The 15,566-nt window shown below is 66.0% G+C and carries 10 protein-coding genes; 4 read left to right on the forward strand and 6 right to left on the reverse strand.

Going from position 1 to position 15,566, the window contains the following annotated elements; translation table 11 throughout:
- Positions 1 to 78: 78 nt before the first annotated feature.
- From J2X37_RS10895 to J2X37_RS10910, 4 genes are all read left to right on the forward strand, one after another.
- On the forward strand, positions 79 to 1,161 hold the full coding sequence (locus J2X37_RS10895; protein ID WP_310021068.1) for an aminotransferase class V-fold PLP-dependent enzyme: 1,083 nt from the start codon (positions 79 to 81) through the stop codon (positions 1,159 to 1,161).
- Positions 1,158 to 2,243 (forward strand): cysteine desulfurase family protein, encoded by a 1,086-nt coding sequence (locus J2X37_RS10900; RefSeq protein ID WP_310021070.1) that lies wholly within the window; start codon positions 1,158 to 1,160, stop codon positions 2,241 to 2,243. The genes J2X37_RS10895 and J2X37_RS10900 overlap by 4 nt, the downstream gene beginning before the upstream one ends.
- Positions 2,244 to 2,250: 7 nt before the next feature.
- Complete coding sequence (locus J2X37_RS10905; RefSeq protein ID WP_310021108.1) at positions 2,251 to 2,583, forward strand: 2Fe-2S iron-sulfur cluster-binding protein; 333 nt, start codon at positions 2,251 to 2,253, stop codon at positions 2,581 to 2,583.
- 315 nt (positions 2,584 to 2,898) lie between these two features.
- Positions 2,899 to 3,819 (forward strand): transglutaminase-like cysteine peptidase, encoded by a 921-nt coding sequence (locus tag J2X37_RS10910; RefSeq protein ID WP_310021073.1) that lies wholly within the window; start codon positions 2,899 to 2,901, stop codon positions 3,817 to 3,819.
- Positions 3,820 to 3,828: 9 nt separating this feature from the next.
- On the opposite strand, the gene J2X37_RS10915 is transcribed toward J2X37_RS10910, so the two are convergent.
- The 6 genes from J2X37_RS10915 to J2X37_RS10940 form a co-directional block, all read right to left on the reverse strand.
- On the reverse strand, positions 3,829 to 5,100 hold the full coding sequence (locus J2X37_RS10915) for an HlyD family type I secretion periplasmic adaptor subunit (protein WP_310021075.1): 1,272 nt from the start codon (positions 5,098 to 5,100) through the stop codon (positions 3,829 to 3,831).
- Positions 5,097 to 6,176: a cell wall hydrolase gene (locus J2X37_RS10920; protein WP_310021077.1), complete on the reverse strand. Its 1,080-nt coding sequence runs from the start codon at positions 6,174 to 6,176 to the stop codon at positions 5,097 to 5,099. Before J2X37_RS10920 ends, J2X37_RS10915 begins: the two co-directional genes overlap by 4 nt.
- Entirely contained in the window at positions 6,163 to 8,322 is a 2,160-nt protein-coding gene (locus J2X37_RS10925; RefSeq protein ID WP_310021079.1) for an ATP-binding cassette domain-containing protein, read from the reverse strand. Before J2X37_RS10925 ends, J2X37_RS10920 begins: the two co-directional genes overlap by 14 nt.
- Before the next feature lie 39 nt (positions 8,323 to 8,361).
- Positions 8,362 to 9,762: a TolC family protein gene (locus J2X37_RS10930; protein ID WP_310021081.1), complete on the reverse strand. Its 1,401-nt coding sequence runs from the start codon at positions 9,760 to 9,762 to the stop codon at positions 8,362 to 8,364.
- Positions 9,763 to 9,775: 13 nt separating this feature from the next.
- On the reverse strand, positions 9,776 to 10,498 hold the full coding sequence (locus J2X37_RS10935) for an OmpA family protein (protein ID WP_310021083.1): 723 nt from the start codon (positions 10,496 to 10,498) through the stop codon (positions 9,776 to 9,778).
- 25 nt (positions 10,499 to 10,523) lie between these two features.
- On the reverse strand, positions 10,524 to 15,566 hold a 5,043-nt coding region (locus J2X37_RS10940), incomplete at its 5' end, for a DUF5801 repeats-in-toxin domain-containing protein (RefSeq protein WP_310021085.1).

A 15,566-nucleotide genomic window follows, 5' to 3' on the forward strand; every position in this document is an offset into this window, starting at 1 on the left:
GAAAGCGCAGGCGCGAAGGCAATTACATCGCGTCAGGCAGGCCCAATTCCTGCTTGTTTGTACTGATTCAGGGCGAATGTGACCGGACCGACCTATCTCGACCATGCGGCGAGTGCGCCGCTATTGCCATCCGCGCGGGAAGCGATGCTGCGCGGGCTGGCGCTGGACGCCAATGCTTCCAGCCCCCACGCCATGGGCCGGGCTGCGCGTCGTGCGCTGGAGGAAGCGCGTGAAGCGGTGGCCGGGGCTCTGGGCTGGAGCGGCGAGGTCATCTTCACGTCCGGCGCGAGCGAGGCGCTGCATCTTGCGCTGTCGCGCAGCCATGCACGGCGGCGCGTCGTTTCCGCGGTCGAGCATGATGCGGTGCTCCGCCATGTTCCCGATGCGCGGATCCTGCCGATGGGAACGGGCGGGCTGATCGATGTCGCCAGCCTCGGCGATTGCAGCGACAGCCTCGTCGCGGTGCAGCAGGTCAATAACGAGACCGGGGTGATCCAGCCGCTCTCGGACCTCGCGGGCGCGGTGGGCGCTGGTGGCGGCGTGCTGCTGGCGGACTGCGCGCAGGGCGCGGGCAAGATCGAATTGCCGCCCTGCGACATGGCGGCGATCAGCGGGCACAAGTTCGGTGCCCCTTCCGGCATCGGCGCGCTGCTGGTGCGCGACTTCGGCCTGCTCGTCCCCACCGGGGGCCAGGAACGCGGCTATCGCGGCGGGACGGAGAACGTGCCGGGGGCGATGGCGATGGCGGCCGCGCTCGCCGCCGGCCACGACTGGATGGCGGAGGCCGGGCGCCTGCGCGCCCGGCTGGAAAGCGCGATCCTGGCCGCAGGCGGCGAGATCGCGGCGGCGCAGAGCCCGCGCATCGTCACGATCGGCTCGTATCGCGTCCCCGGACTTGCCTCGGCGGTGCAGCTCATCCGCCTCGATTCCGCCGGCATCGCGGTATCGGCCGGGAGCGCATGTTCCTCCGGCTCGCTGAAGCCGAGCCGGGTGCTGACCGCCATGGGCATCGAGCCAGGCGCTGCGGCGGAGTTCGTGCGAGTGTCGATCGGTCCGGACACGCGCGAGGCGGACATCGAACGGTTCCTCGACGTGTGGACGACCCTCGCCGAAGAGGCGCGGAGCCGCGGCTCGGTCGCGCGAGCAGGCGCTCACGGATGATCTACCTCGACTATCAGGCGACCACCCCGCTTGCACCCGAAGCGCGCGAGGCGATGCTTCGCTGGCTCGACGGTCCGGACGGCACCGGCTTCGGCAATCCGCACAGTCCGCATCGCTATGGCCGTCAGGCCGCCGCGGCGGTCGAGGTTGCGCGCGAACAGGTCGCGGCGCTCTTTCCCGCCGGGGGCCGCGTCGTCTTCACCGCCAGCGCGACCGAGGCGCTGAACCTTGCCATCCGGGGCTGCGAGCCGGTGCGGGCAGGGCGGGGCATCGCCGTATCCGCGATCGAGCATGCCGCCGTCTGGGACACGGCGGAGTGTCTTCCCAATCCGCATCACGTCATCCCGGTCGATGCGCAGGGGCTGGTCGCCGCCGATCCGCCCATTCCCGATGGAACGGGCCTGGTCGCGGTGATGCAGGTCAATAACGAGATCGGCACGATCCAGCCCATGGCCGATATCGCGCGTGCCAGCCGGGCGGCAGGGGCGCTGCTGCTGTGCGATGCGGTCCAGGCGGCGGGCAAGGTGCCGGTTGCCGATGCCGACATGATCGCGGTTTCGGCGCACAAGCTGCATGGCCCCAAGGGGATCGGAGCGCTGTGGGTGCGCGACGGCGTCGATCTGACGCCGATCGTCACCGGCGGCGGCCAGGAGGGGGGATTGCGGTCCGGGACCTTGAGCCCGGCGCTTTGTGCCGGGTTCGGCGCAGCGGCGCGGCTCGCGGTGGGGCGCATGGACGAGGACGCTGCCCATGTCGCAGCGCTCTGGGACAGGGCCGCGGCGCTGTTCGAAGGCTGGACGCTCAACGGCAGTTCCGGTCGGCGCTGGCATGGCAATCTCAATCTGCGGCGCGATGGCATCGATGTCGCCAGGCTCATGTCCGATGTCCGGACCGTCGCGTTTTCCGCCGGTTCCGCCTGTGCCTCGGGCTCCGGCAAGCCCAGCCGGGTCTTGCAGGCGATCGGATTGAATGACAAACAGGCCAAAACGTCGATCCGACTGGGCTTCGGACGATATACCGGGATCGAGGACCTTGAGGAGGCTGCCGCAGCGATTGTCGCTGCTGCACGCGAGCAAGGGTGACGACATCATGGTGCGGGTGAGATTTGCCACGGCGGACGGAAACGCGCTCGAGACGGAAGCTGCCGTCGGCGATACGCTGCTCGACGCCGGGCAGGCGATCGGCATGCCGCTGGAAGGCACCTGCGAAGGCCAGATGGCCTGTTCGACTTGTCACGTCGTGGTCAGGCCCGAATGGTTCAGAAAGCTGCCCGTCGCTTCGGAGGACGAGGAGGACATGCTCGACCTTGCCGCCGATGTCGAGGGAACCAGCCGCCTTTCCTGCCAGATCGTACTGACCGCGGATCTCGATGGCATCGAGGTCAGGGTTCCCGCCCACGTCCACAACGTGCAGCGCCGCTGATCGCCGGCGTTTGTGCGTCGGCCCCGGGCAGCAAACAAGATCGTGAACGGAGAGGTTAACACCGCCGACGGCCGTTTTCGGGCCTTGCGTTAACCGGACGACAGTCGGAATTTTCGGTTGGATACCGCGGATTTGGCGAGATGGAGCAGTTCCGATCCGTTCCGGTTCGGCTTGCCGAACGGGGATGACATTAACCCTATCGCGCAAGCATGAGCTTCAAGCATTCCTTGACCCGCTCCGGGCGAGAAGGGTCGCATGGCTCATGCGCCCGTCTCGACCCGTCTTCGGACCCTGGCAATCGCGGCTTCCGCGGCGGTGGCCGTGTTCGCGGCGCCGGGGCAGGCGCAGGCCGGTGTGGCGGGATCGGCGCTGATCGCCTCGGCGGTCGCCAACGTCGGCATCGCCGCCGGGTGCCGTCTCGCCAGTGCCGACAGCTTCACAAGCGCGCAGCCGGTCGGTGGCGCCGCGCTCGTCTCGCGCCCGAAAGGCCGGCCCATGTCGGCGCTCGAAAGGATGCGACAGCAGCAGGATTCGGGGCTGGGTTTCGCTTCCGCCAGTCTGGCCGATACGGGCGCCGCGTCCTCCATGCCCGCCATCGCCGTTCGCGCCGCGATGGTCGAGACCCCGGTCATGGCGCCGGCTGCGATCTTGGGCGTGACCTGCGCGGAACGTTTCGACCCGGTCCGTCCGGGAACCCTTGCGACAAGCCCGATCCGCCCGCCTCGCGACTTTCTCGACAGCCGTATCCTCCCTGTCAGCAGCACGCTGTTCGACAAGGATTGGCAGCGTGTCTCCCACGCCGGCAACGCTGCCGCGCGCACCGCGCTGCTGCAGGCAGACGACGGGCAGGGCGCGCTGACCGACCGTATCGGCAAGGTCAACCGCTGGATCAACCGCGCGGTTGCCTACACCGCCGACAGCGCGCATTACGGCAAGGCCGACTACTGGGCCTCGGCTGGCGAGACGCTGGCCTCGGGCAAGGGCGACTGCGAGGATTATGCCATCGCCAAGATGGAAGTTCTGGCCGCGATGGGCGTGTCGCGGCGCGACATGTACCTGACCATCGCACGCGACCTGGTGCGGCAGGACGATCACGCGGTGCTGATCGTCAAGGTCGACGGCCGGGCGATCCTCCTCGACAACGCGAGCGACGAACTGCTCGATGGCGACACAGCCAACGACTTCCGCCCGATCCTCTCGTTCAGCGACGACCGCCGCTACCTGCACGGATACTGAAGGCGACGCCTACTTTTCGGTGAGCGCGACGTCGAGGCCTCGGGTGATCGGCTTCAGCAGGTAGGCCAGTACGCTTTTGCGGCCCGTGATGATCTCCACCTCGCAGATCATGCCCGGCATGATCGCCAGCTTCTGGTTGCCGTGCCGGATATAGGCGCGATCGGTTTCGATCTGGGCGAGGTAGAAGCTCTCCCGCTCGTTTTCGTCGTAGACGCTGTCGGGGCTGATCTGCCGGACCTTGCCGCGCAGGCCGCCGTAGATAGAGAAGTCAAAGGCCGTGACCTTCACGTTCGCCGGATCGCCCACCTTGATGAAGGCGATGTCGGAGGGGCGGATCTTCGTCTCGACCAGAAGCCGCTCGCCGGTCGGCACGACCTGCATGATCTGCTCGCCCGGCGACACGAAGCCGCCCACCGTCGTCACCTGCAGGTCGTTGATGACGCCATTGACCGGCGCCCGCAGCTCGTTGCGCGAAACGCGGGCCGCCGCACCCTTGATCGACTGTTCGTTGACCGCGATCTTGGTGGCCAGTTCGCTGCGTTCGTTCAGCGCCTGCTGCTGGAAATCGAGCCGGGCGCTGGCAAGGTCGGCCTGCGCTTCGTTGACCGCGGCGGCCGCACGCTGGACCCCCTGGCGCGCCGCGCTCAACCGGCCGCGGATGTCGACGACATCGCGCTGCGCGGTGAGAAGTTCGGTCTGCGGCACGATGCCCTGCTTGGCCAGCGGGGCGAGCATGTCGACCTGCTGCTGGGCGAGCTGGAGGTTGCTTTCCAGCGCGGCGGCGGTCGCCTGTCCTTCGCTCAGGTCGCGGCGACGCTGTTCGACGGCAGCGGCAAGCGCCTGCTGCCGGCTGCTCGCGGCGGCCTGGCGCACCTGCTGCAGCTTCTGCTCCTCGGCGCAGACGCTGCCCGGGGGGCAACCGGCGCTCTGGCCGCTCGCCTCGCGCTGCAGGCGGTTGGCGCGCTCCGACAGCATCTCGGTTTCGGTCTCGAGCTGGCCGAGCTGGCTGGCGCTCTCACTGTCGTTGAGGCGGATCAGCAGTTGCCCCTGACGCACCATCTGGCCGTTCTGGACCAGGATCTCTGCGATGGTTGCCGGATCGGCGGCCTGGACCACCTGCACCTTGCTGTTGGGGATGACCTTCCCCTGGCCGCGCGTGATCACGTCGAGAGGCGCGAAGGCCGACCAGACGAGCAGCACGAACAGGCCGATCGCGGCGGAGACGATCAGGCGGCGGCTCGCGTCGAGCCGTGACCACTTGTCCTTCAGCGTGGCGATCATCGGCCGGTTCCCGCCCCTTGGGTGGCAAGATCGGTCACGAGGCCGGGCGCGGCGGCCGGCTTTGCCATCGATCCGGTGGCGGTTTCCTCATGCGCGGCGACAAGCTGGCGATACGATCCCGTCTTCGGCAGTTCGAGCCGCCAAGCCTTGGTGGGGTCGAGCCGTCCGCCGACATCGTTGGTGGCATGGCGATCCTTGACGTCGGGCGCGACGGTCAGGCCGTTTTCATAGACGCCGTTCTCGATCGGGCCGTCGATCGTCGGCAGGTCGGCAAGGCGGACCATCGGGATGTTCTCCATGCCGGAATAGCGCGCATTGAACGCCCGCGAACTGCCGAGCGAGCCGTTGAAACGGTAGAAGATGTGGCTGCCCAGCTGGCGCACCTTGCCCAGCGTATAGGCCCAGCGCGGCACGACGTAGTCGGCATGGTAATGGGTGGCGGTGCCGACGCTTTCCTCGACCCGGCCGGCGAGTGCCTCGCGCGCGATGCGTTCGGCCGCGGCCCAGGCCCCGGCCGAGGGACGGCGGGCGAGCGAGCCGTCGCAGGTGAAGCTGAACTGGCAGACGCGCTGGTTCGAACCTTCGTACACCACGCCGCAGACGGAATTGGGATAGGCGGGGTGGCGGACGCGGTTCAGCACGACCTGAGCCACCGCGCGGCGGCCCTGTTCCGGTTCGTAGCCCGCTTCGTAATAGATCGCCTGCGCAAGGCAGCGTTCCGCCGTGGGCATCGCGCCCGCAGCGGGCATGCCGAACGAACGGACCTTTTCCAGCGGCAGGCTGGTGAAACCGATCAGGGCGTTCTTTTCCTTGGCGCTGTCACCCTCGGCGATGATCTCGCTCTTCGCACCTTCGGTCAGCGCGGCGACAGCCCGCTTCTGCGCGGTCACGGCATCGAGCGCGGGCATCGGCACCGCCTTCGCTTCGCCGGTGATCCCGCCGGGCAGGAAGGTCGTGCCGCCGAGCACGACGAGCGGCGATGCGGCAAACAGGCCGAGAAGCGCAAGCTGCCACAAAGAACGACGCTTCTGCATCGCGGTCTTCACCGTCACGGGTGCGGAATCAGATGCCGGCACTTTTGATCACCTCGTCCTTTTGCCCATCGGCGACGATCTGGCCGTCGCTGACCACGATGACGCGGTCGCAGAGCGCAAATAGCGCCGGGCGGTGAGTCGAGACAACCAGGGTCTGCGAAGGCGTAAGGCTTTGAGACAGTGCGTCGATGAACAGCTTTTCGGTCTGCATGTCCATCGCGCCGGTCGGCTCGTCGAGGAACAGGAGCTGGCACGGCGAAACGAACGCGCGGGCGAGGGCGAGGAAATTGCGCTGGCCACCCGAGAGCGACCTTCCGCCTTCGCCCACTGCCCGGTCGAATCCGCCCGCATCGCGCGACAGGAAGGTGTCGGCACCGACCTTGCGCAGCGCATCGATCAGCTGCTGTTCGCTGGCCCGCGGGCCGCCGAGCGCGAGGTTGTCCTTGATCGTGCCCGAGAACAGGTTCGCGTCCTGCGCCACGAAGCGGAAATTGCGGCGCACGTCGTGCGGCCGATACTGCCGGGCATCGATGCCGTCGATCAGCACCGCGCCGCTATCAGGCTCGTAAAGGCCGCACAGGATCCGGCCCAGCGTCGACTTGCCCGAAGCCACCCGGCCGACAACGGCAATGCGCTCGCCTGGGCGGATGGAAAGGTTGATGTCCTTCAGCGACGGCACGCTCGATCCGGGATAGGCGAACGTAACACCCTGCATCGCGACTTGCGCGCTGCGCACCTGCGGCGGCAGCGAGGTGCTGCCCATCTTGCGTTCGTCGGGCCCGTCCCAGAGCCGCTCGATCGAATCGAGCGTTTCGCTTGCCTGCTTCCAGCGCGTCAGGAGGTAGGCCAGCTGCCCGGCGGGGGCGAGCGCGCGCGAGGACAGCATGACGATGGCGATGATCGCGCCCATCGAGATGATGCCCGCGTCGAACATGTAGTAGCCGCCGATGACCAGCGAGATGGTGGAGATCTGCTGGAACGTCGAGGCTGCGCCGATGGCGGTGCTGTTCACTTCGCGCAGGCGCTTTTGCGAACGGCTCGCCATGTCGGAAATGCGGCGCCAGCGGCCGAGCATCTCGCCTTCGCCGGCGATCGACTTCAATGTTTCCAACCCGGCGATCGATTCGACAAGCTGTGTCTGCTGCAGGCCGTAGTCGGCCTGGGCGTCGCGGGTGGTATCGGTGATCTGGCGTTGCAGGCGGAAGCCCAGCACGATCATGCCGCCCATGATGACGAGCGGGATCAGCGCCAGCGGCCCGGCGATGATCGCCATGAAGGCGATGAAGATGAACAGGAAGATCACGTCGACCATCAGCGTGATCGTCGTCGCGGCAAAGAAATCGCGCACGATCGCGTATTCGCTCACCCGTGCGACGAGATTGCCGGTGTGCCCGCTCTTGGCGGCCAGCGGCGTCGACATGACGCGGGCGTAGATTTTCTGCGACAGGCTGACGTCGAGATCGCGACTGATTTCGTCGAGAACGTTGGTCCGTGCCTTGCGGAGCGCATATTCGAGCGCGAAGGCGATCGCGACGCCGAGCGCGAGAACCCAGAGACTGGCGCTGGCGCGATTGGGAATGACGCGATCGTAGACGTTCATCGTGAAGATCGGCAGCGACACGGCCAGCAGGTTGATGATGACCGAGGCAACGATCACCGGCCAGAACTCGCTGCGGCGACGGGCGATCTCGGACCAGAACCAGTGGGCGCGCGCCCGCTGGTGCCAAGGCTGTCCCGCATCGCGCAAGGTCGACGGATCGCCCTCGACCGAGAGCAGCGTCAGCGGCGCGGTCGCGTCGAAATCGCTGGCCGGGCGCCATGCGTCGTGGATGTCGCCTGGGCGCCACGCGAGCACGTCGTCGCCCTCGCGGTCGAGCAGGACCGCCAGCGTGCCTTCGCCATCGCGCAGGATCATCGGATAATAGGACTTGGCCAGCGGCAGGCGCTTGGCCGCGCTCTGGTCGTGGTTGAGGCCGAGGAGATCGAGGGCCGGGCCGGCCTGGTGCCAGGGCAACGTCCCGTTCGCCGCGAAAGCCAGCGACGAGGCCAGCGTGGCGGGTGCAAACGGCGTGTCGAAATGCTTCGCCACCCGTGCCAGGCAGACGATCAGCGGATCGACCTGCCTGGACGGTGCGGCCTCCGCCCGGGTGGGCGGCACTTCAAACTTTTCGGGCGCGACCGAATTCATGTCCAGTCCTGTCCAGGAATCCGGCGCGCGGCCGGTTCCTTATTTCGGGTATACGCGGCCTTCCCGCTCGGCCGGAATATGCGGTCCGTAGTCGAAACGCTCGCGCTCATTTTCACCCGCACCATAATGGGGCGGCACCGACAGCGCGTCGAGGAAGCGGTTGGTAGCCGCCAGCGTCTGGTACTGCGCGAAGATCTGCGAGAACTTCGCCGTTTCCAGCCTGACCTGCACGTTGTAGCGTGTGTTCTGCGCATCGAGCACGTCGAGCAGCGAGCGGCGACCGACGTTGAACTGGCCCTGGTAGGATTCCAGCAGGTTGTCGGTGACCGCACTCTGCGTCGTCAGTTCGCCGACGATGCGACCCTGCGTTTCCAGCGCGTTCCAGGCCATGCGGACGTCTTCCTCGGCCTCGCGCTCGCGGGTGTGGAGCTTGAAGCGGGCCTCGCTCGCGCGGCGGACCATCTCCTGATACTTGGCGTGGTTGATCCCGCTGTCGAAGATCGTCCACTTCAGATAGGCGCGGGCCATGATGTCGTTGGTCGTGCCCTTGAACCCGTCGATGTCGTCGCCGGTGCGGGCATAGCCCTCGACTCCGATGGTCGGGAACAGGTCGCCCTTGGCACTGGCGGCGAGGGCGCGGGCCGCATCGACGTCGGCCTTGGCTTCCAGGACCAGCGGATTGCGAGTACGGGCAAGCCCGATCGCGTCGGCCTCGCTCGGCGGCATGGCGGACGCGAGGTTCGGCGGCGCGACGACCGAATCGATGGTAAGGCCGGTCAGCGACTGCAGGCGGATCTTCGCGTTCTGCAGCGTTTCGGCGGCTTCCGCCTCGCGGATGAGGGCGGCCTGGAGCCGTTCCTCGGCCTGCTGACGATCGGCGACCGAGATCGATCCCTGCTCGACGCCCTTGCCGAGCGAGCCGACGAGCTCGCGGTGGAAGGCGGTATTGTCCATCGAGGCGGCCATCACGCGCTGCTGCAGCATCACGTCGAGATACTGGCGGGCGATCTGGAGGGCGATGAATTCCGAACGCTCGAGCACGCGGAGCGAGGCACCGTCGACGCGGGCGGCCTGACGCAGCAGTTCACCCCGCCGGCGGCCGAAGTCGAGCACGGTCCAGTCCGCGGCGATCTTGGCTTCGAGGGGGTAGAGCCAGTCGTCCGAAATGCCGATCGAGCGGCGTGTCGGGTTTTCCAGCTTGCGGACTCCCGCACCGCCTTCGATGTTGATGCGCGGACCGTAGAGCCCCTGCGCCTGCTTGCGCTCGAACTCGATGGCCTCCTTGTTCATCTGCGCGGTGCTGATCTCGGGGTTCGAATCGACGCCGACGGCGATCGCTTCGGTCATCGTGACCGGCGCGCTCTGGGCAAGAGCGGTACCCGACACCGAAGCGCACAGGGCGCTCGCGGCGACGGCGGCGAACTTGAGATAGGTCTTCATGTCCGGTCCCCCCTTACTGGACGTTGATTTCGACGCGGCGGTTCTGCAACTCGCGCACGCCATCGGCGGTCGGGACGCGCAGGTTCTTTTCACCGAACGAGGCGCTGGTGATCGCCGCGTCGGCCACGCCGCGAGCGGCCAGGTACGAACGGACCGAGGCGGCGCGACGATCGGCAAGACCCATGTTGTAGCCGTCCGAACCCGATGTGTCGGTGTAACCGCCCAGGTTGATCGCGACCGACGGGCAGTCCGCCAAGCCGGCGATGGCGCCGTCGAGCGTGCTGGCGGCCTCCGGCGTGATCTCCGCCGAATCCCAGTCGAAGAAGACGAGGAAATTGCCGGTGTTGCAGACCACGGCGGCCGGCGGCGGCGGGGGCGGCGGGGGAGGCGGGGGCGGGGCCATCCAGCGCAAGTAGGCTGCATCGCACTTGCGGATCGAATCCTCGTCCTTTTCGCCGCGCTTCAGGAAGCCGATGGCGATGGCGCACTGCACTTTCGCTTCCGACGCCCACATGTAGCGAGTGTCGGTCGAATTCACGACAGCCGGGTCCAGCGTTGCGGCCAGCGAAGCGTCGTAGCGCTTCTCCAGCTCGTCGCGCAGTTCGCCGCTTCCCAGAGACAGAAGTTCGGAGCCAGCTTGCGCGGATGTCTGCGCCTGGGCCGGAGTGGACGTGATAATCGCGATCGCTGCGGCACCCGCGAGGATGCGCCAGCTGTGCGAGAGACAGCTCTTCATTGGAAAACCCCCTTTTCCCTGTCGATCAAGCGGCAGCGGCGGCGGCCAGATGCGCGGCGTCATCCGCGGCATCCGCCATCACCGGTGCATGGAAGTGCTGCCCTGCAACCCCACTGTTCAGCAGCACGTTCAACGCGTCGATTCCGACATGTCCGTGCTGAGCCGATTCCGGTTTGTTGTCAACAATATGGTCGACCAGCTCGGAAATGGCGTCCTTGCCGGTAACCTCGTGAAGCGCTGCGCGAACCGCATCGAGTGCCGCCGTTCCGCGACCTTCGCCTTCGGTTTGTCCACCCTTGGTGCCCAGCTGCATCAGCGCCGCCATCAGTTCGCCGCCCATGTCCGATCCGCCGGCCGGGATCGACGGTGCGGTGAAGGTCGCCGCCGCTTCGCTCGATCCGCCGAGATCGGCGACTTCGTGCGCGGTGGGGGCAAGGTCCTGGCTCGACTGATGGTGGTTGCCATCGTCGTTGTCGGCCAGCTTCGCGCTGTCTTCCGCCTTGAGCGCCTCGTGCTTTGCCAGCGCTTCGAACTTGATCGCATGGCTTTCGCCGCGGTGACCCTGACCCAGCGAGACGGACGACACGGCCCGGTCGAAGGTGAGGTCCGTTGGCACGAAATTAACCATGTGCTGGTCAGCAAAAAACGTCGTCGTTTCAAGGGCACTGGCCACCAGCAGGCCGGGCGCCGCTGCGGCGAGCAGGGCGAGTTCGGCCTGGCGGAGCTGGTTCGGTTCGCCTTCGCCCGAATAGTCGGTCGAAGTCGCGAAGCCGACGTCGGCAAGAGCGTAGACCTTGCCGTCCATGGTGTAGGTGCTCTCGCCATAGACGATCGCGTCCCCGTCGGCGGCGATGTAGCCGGCGCTGGTGTGGGTTACCGAGATTTCGGTGATGCCCAGATCGGCCAAAGTCGAGAATTCGCCGTCGTCGAAGACCCCGTCGCTGTTCGCATCCTGCCAGACGCCGAAGCCGTTCAACTCGTCGCCCGAAAGGACGCCGTCGCCATTGGCGTCGTAATCCTGGGCGAGAGCCTCGAGATCGGTGCGCTCGCTGTCGCCGAACACGAAGTTCTCGGCACTGAAATCACCGCCGTTCCACTTGGCGAGGATGCCGTCGTCTTCACCTGCCCAGGCGGTGGCGACTTCGCCGCTGCCATAGTCGTAGGTAACGCCCGCAGCCATCGACAGCAGTTCCACGCCGTCACCGTCGAGGTCGAGGACGACCGGCGGGATGATCGGGTTGACCGTGAAGCTGTCGGTGACGCTGTCGCCGTCGCCGTCCTTGACCGTGACGTCGAAGTTCAGCGTAACCGCCTGTTCGTCCGTCACCGTGCGGATCAGGCCGATATCGGTGATCTTGACGACATCCTGGTCGTTCGTTCCGGCAGATGCGAAAGTGACCGTCGTCTGCTCCGTGTCGCCATCGGCACCAACATCCCCATTAAGCAGGATGCCGGTGCTCGCATCGGACAGGCCGTCCGACGACGAGAGCAGTTGCGCGCCGGTGATGACCCAGTTTTCCGAACCGCTGTTGAAATCGTTGGATTCGATGACGATGAAACCGTCGTTCTGGTCGAGCGTGACGTTATAGCCCGGAATGACATCGCCGCTGGTGTACACGTCCTCTTGGCCGACGATCAAAATCTTGGTCGTCGTGTTCGCGGGATTGTTCGCGTCCTCCAGCTTGAGGATGACGATCAGGTCTTCGCTTCCGAACCCGTCAAGCAGGAGCGTCAGGCCATCGGCACCCAAAGTGCCGTTGTCGCTGTAGACGCCGCCTGGATCTGAGGTGAAAAGATCGAAGTCGAGCACCTCGCCCCTCTGGATCGTATCGCCCGCCACGCCGTTTTCGGTGTTGCTGATCGACGCCCAGGTCTCGCCGCCGGTGACGGTTTCGCCGCCAACAAGGGTCGTGTTCCCGCCGGCCGCAAGCGTACCGTTGTAAGCCTGGAATTGCACGTAGACCGGGTCTTCGGTGTCCAGCTGCGACACGACGATTTCGTACTGGCTCGCCGCGTTGCCGGTCAGGTTATAGCCCGTCCGGCTGATCACGTCGCTGAACTGGTCGACGGTCGTGAACTCGAAATTGGTGTCGAGCGCGACCGTGTAGTCGATGCCGTTGTCAGCGACGTCGACATAACCGTGAGCGACTTGCGGATCGCCATTGTTGTCGGTGTAGGTGAACGAGAATTCCCAAGTGTCCGTGACCGGATTGAAAACCGGATCGCTGATGCCCGAGATCGCCACGCCGGCGACCGTGCCGCTGACGAGGTCGAACGAGAACGCCTTGTCGACGTTGTTGCCGAACATGCCGTCGGTGCCGAAATCGAACCCGAACGTTCCGGTGGCCAGAAGCGGGAAAGAGGGGTTCGCGGTTTCCGAGAATTCAGAGTCTGACGCGGGGGTGTCGATCGACGGCCCGTCGTCCTGGAAGCGCAGCGCGCCCTGGCCAAGATCGTAGGAGGCCGTGTCGCTATCGTCATCGTAATCGGTCGCGGTCGCTGTCACGGTCAGGACATTGGCGGCGAGCGAGATGGTCGCGGTATCGTCGATGTTGGACGTATTGCCATGCCAGATGTTGTCGGGATCGATCCCGTTCGCATATTCGAGAGTGAACAGGCCGGTGTCGGCATCGACACTTAACGTGAAGTATTCGGTGTGCACCCCGTTGATGTCGCCGGTATAGCCCACGATCGTGCCGTCAGGGTTCTGATAGAGCAGGATCTGGGCACCCTGACCGACCGGATCGGTTGCCGTTTCCGTGTCCGTGTTATCCAGGGCGTAGAGGCCCGAGAAAACGTTCTGGACCGACAGGGCAAGGGCGTACGTGACAGAGCCGGGAACGTCGTTGCCGTAACCGGCCGCCGTTTTGGCCGTATTGTTCAGCGTGAACAGGAAGGCGATCGATCCGCTGACCGAATAGATGCCGTCACCGGCTGTCGGCAGCGGCGATTCGTCGAGCGTCGCGCTGAACGGATCGTCGTTGGCGGCGATGTCGGGAACATCGTCGTTGAACAGCAGGTTGCCGCCAAGGTCGATGGACTTGGTGTCGCTATCGGTGTCGCCGTCGCCGTCCACGATCTCCACCTCGTAAGTGGCGGTCAGGAAGCCGTTCGGCAGGCCGATCTGGTCGCTGTTGGCGGCATGGTCGAGCGGTTCGAGCTGCGTGAGTGTGACGACACCGGTGGTCTGGTTGACCTGGACGGTGAAGACCGTGCCCTCGCTGGTCACGCCGCGGACGGAATCCGTTCCGGCGATCCCGTCGTCGTAATATTCAAGAGTGATCTCAAGCCCGCCGCTGGTGAGGCCCGTGGCGGCGCCGCTGGTGATGTTGAGACCGTAGGTTTCCGTCACGTCGCCCGGCCCGTCGTTGCCGTAGTCGACCCCGCTGTACCCGAAGACGGTTGCCAGGTTCAGCGTCGCATCGGACGCGATCGGCGGCGTCGTGTCGGTCGTCGTCGTGTCCGTGATGTCGGCATCGCTGGTGATGAGGACGCCGGTGTCGCTTGGCGTGTCGGCGATTATCGACGGGCCGTCGTCTTCGAAGAAGAAGGTGTCGCCGATATCGATCGTCGCGCTCTGGTGGTCGCCGTCCTGGTCGTACGCCGTGGCGGTCAGGGTGACGAGGCCAGCCGAGGTCAACTGCTCCGCGTCCACAGGGGCTGCTTCGACCGGATCGCCCTCGTCGTTGTGGACGACGGGCTTGATCTGGTCGAGCGTGACGTTGCCGTCGCCATCGACGCTGATGGTGAACGCGACATTGGTGTTATTGACGGTATCGACGCCGCCGATGGCCGCCGCGGTCGAGCCGTAGACCACGCCGTTGATCTGGTAGAGGAAGATCGGCAACCCGCTGGTCGTTTCGGTCAACCCGCTGGGCGCAGCCTGCTGGCTGACGTTCAGCGAGTAGAAGGTGTCGAACTCTCCGTCACCGCCGAAGCTGATGTCGAACGCGTCGGAGAAATCGGCGCTGTCGGAATTGAGCAGCGTATCGTCGACGACCAGCGTCGGTGCGTCGAAGCCCTCGTTCTGGGTAACGATCGGGCTGTCGTCCTCGATCGTGACGGTCAGCGAGGTGTTCACGGTCGCCGTTCCGTCGGACACGGTGACGCCGAAGACGATCGCGAACTCGCTCTCGACGTTGCCGTCGCCGACCGGCAGGCCGCCGCTGGTGGCGGGCGCGGTGGTCGGGGTCGGATCGTGGTAGACCGGGCCTTCCAGGGTCACATCGTAGGCGCCGGTTGTCTTGTCGAGCGTGACGACGATGACACTTTCGCCGCTGCCGTCCTTGCCGGTAAGTGTCGTGACGCCAAGGTTCGTGGTGCTCGACCAGGTGATCGCGCTACCGTCGGCGGCGTAATACGTGCTGTTCGGCGCAAAGATCGAATAGGTCAGGGCATCGCCGTCGGGATCGGTGAAGGCGAACTGTCCACCCGCCGTGGCAAGATTCGTGTCGTCCTGCCCAGCCGGGCTGCCGACGTTGTACGGATCGTCGGTCGTGTCCATATTGCCGATCGGATTGTCGTCAGCGTCGACAAGGCCTTCCTCCGACACCGTCACGGCCTTGGGCGCGCCCGCCGGCGGCTGGTTCGAGCCGGCGATGGTGATGGTCAGGGTCTGACTTTCCGGATCACCGTCACCGTCGGTGAAAGTGTACGAAAACTCGATGTCCAGCGACTGGTCGCTCGGCAACGCCTTGACCTCGGGGTTGTCGGCGTTGAGCTCGAACGAGTAGCTTCCGTCCTGTTCGACCGTCAGCGTGCCGTATTCGGTGACGAGGACGAGGTTACCCTGCCCGTCGGGACCGAGCGCATCGGTATCGCCCTCGAAGCCGATGGAGATGACCCGGCCATCGAAACCGTCGGCGGTATCGGTGCCGACGTTGTCGTTGTCGAGCAGATTCCCCTCGGCCGCCGTGCCCGGATCGGCTGCGGAGACGCCATTGGCGTCGGCAGACGCTTCGTTGACGGACGGTCCGTCGTCCTGGATCTGCAGGACGTCGTGGCCGATGCTGAGCTGGGCCGGAGCGGACGGGTCGTTGTCGAAGTCGATCGCGGTCGCCTCGACGAA

This window comes from Croceicoccus sp. BE223 (assembly GCF_031457155.1).
Lineage (GTDB): Bacteria > Pseudomonadota > Alphaproteobacteria > Sphingomonadales > Sphingomonadaceae > Croceicoccus.

Bases quoted from the DNA above. Each gene is read 5' to 3' on its own strand.
- J2X37_RS10900 (WP_310021070.1), top strand. From the start codon at position 1,158: ATGATCTACCTCGACTATCAGGCGACCACCCCGCTTGCACCCGAAGCG.
- J2X37_RS10905 (WP_310021108.1), top strand. From the start codon at position 2,251: ATGGTGCGGGTGAGATTTGCCACGGCGGACGGAAACGCGCTCGAGACG.
- J2X37_RS10915 (WP_310021075.1), bottom strand. From the start codon at position 5,100: ATGATCGCCACGCTGAAGGACAAGTGGTCACGGCTCGACGCGAGCCGC.
- J2X37_RS10925 (WP_310021079.1), bottom strand. From the start codon at position 8,322: ATGAATTCGGTCGCGCCCGAAAAGTTTGAAGTGCCGCCCACCCGGGCG.
- J2X37_RS10930 (WP_310021081.1), bottom strand. From the start codon at position 9,762: ATGAAGACCTATCTCAAGTTCGCCGCCGTCGCCGCGAGCGCCCTGTGC.
- J2X37_RS10935 (WP_310021083.1), bottom strand. From the start codon at position 10,498: ATGAAGAGCTGTCTCTCGCACAGCTGGCGCATCCTCGCGGGTGCCGCA.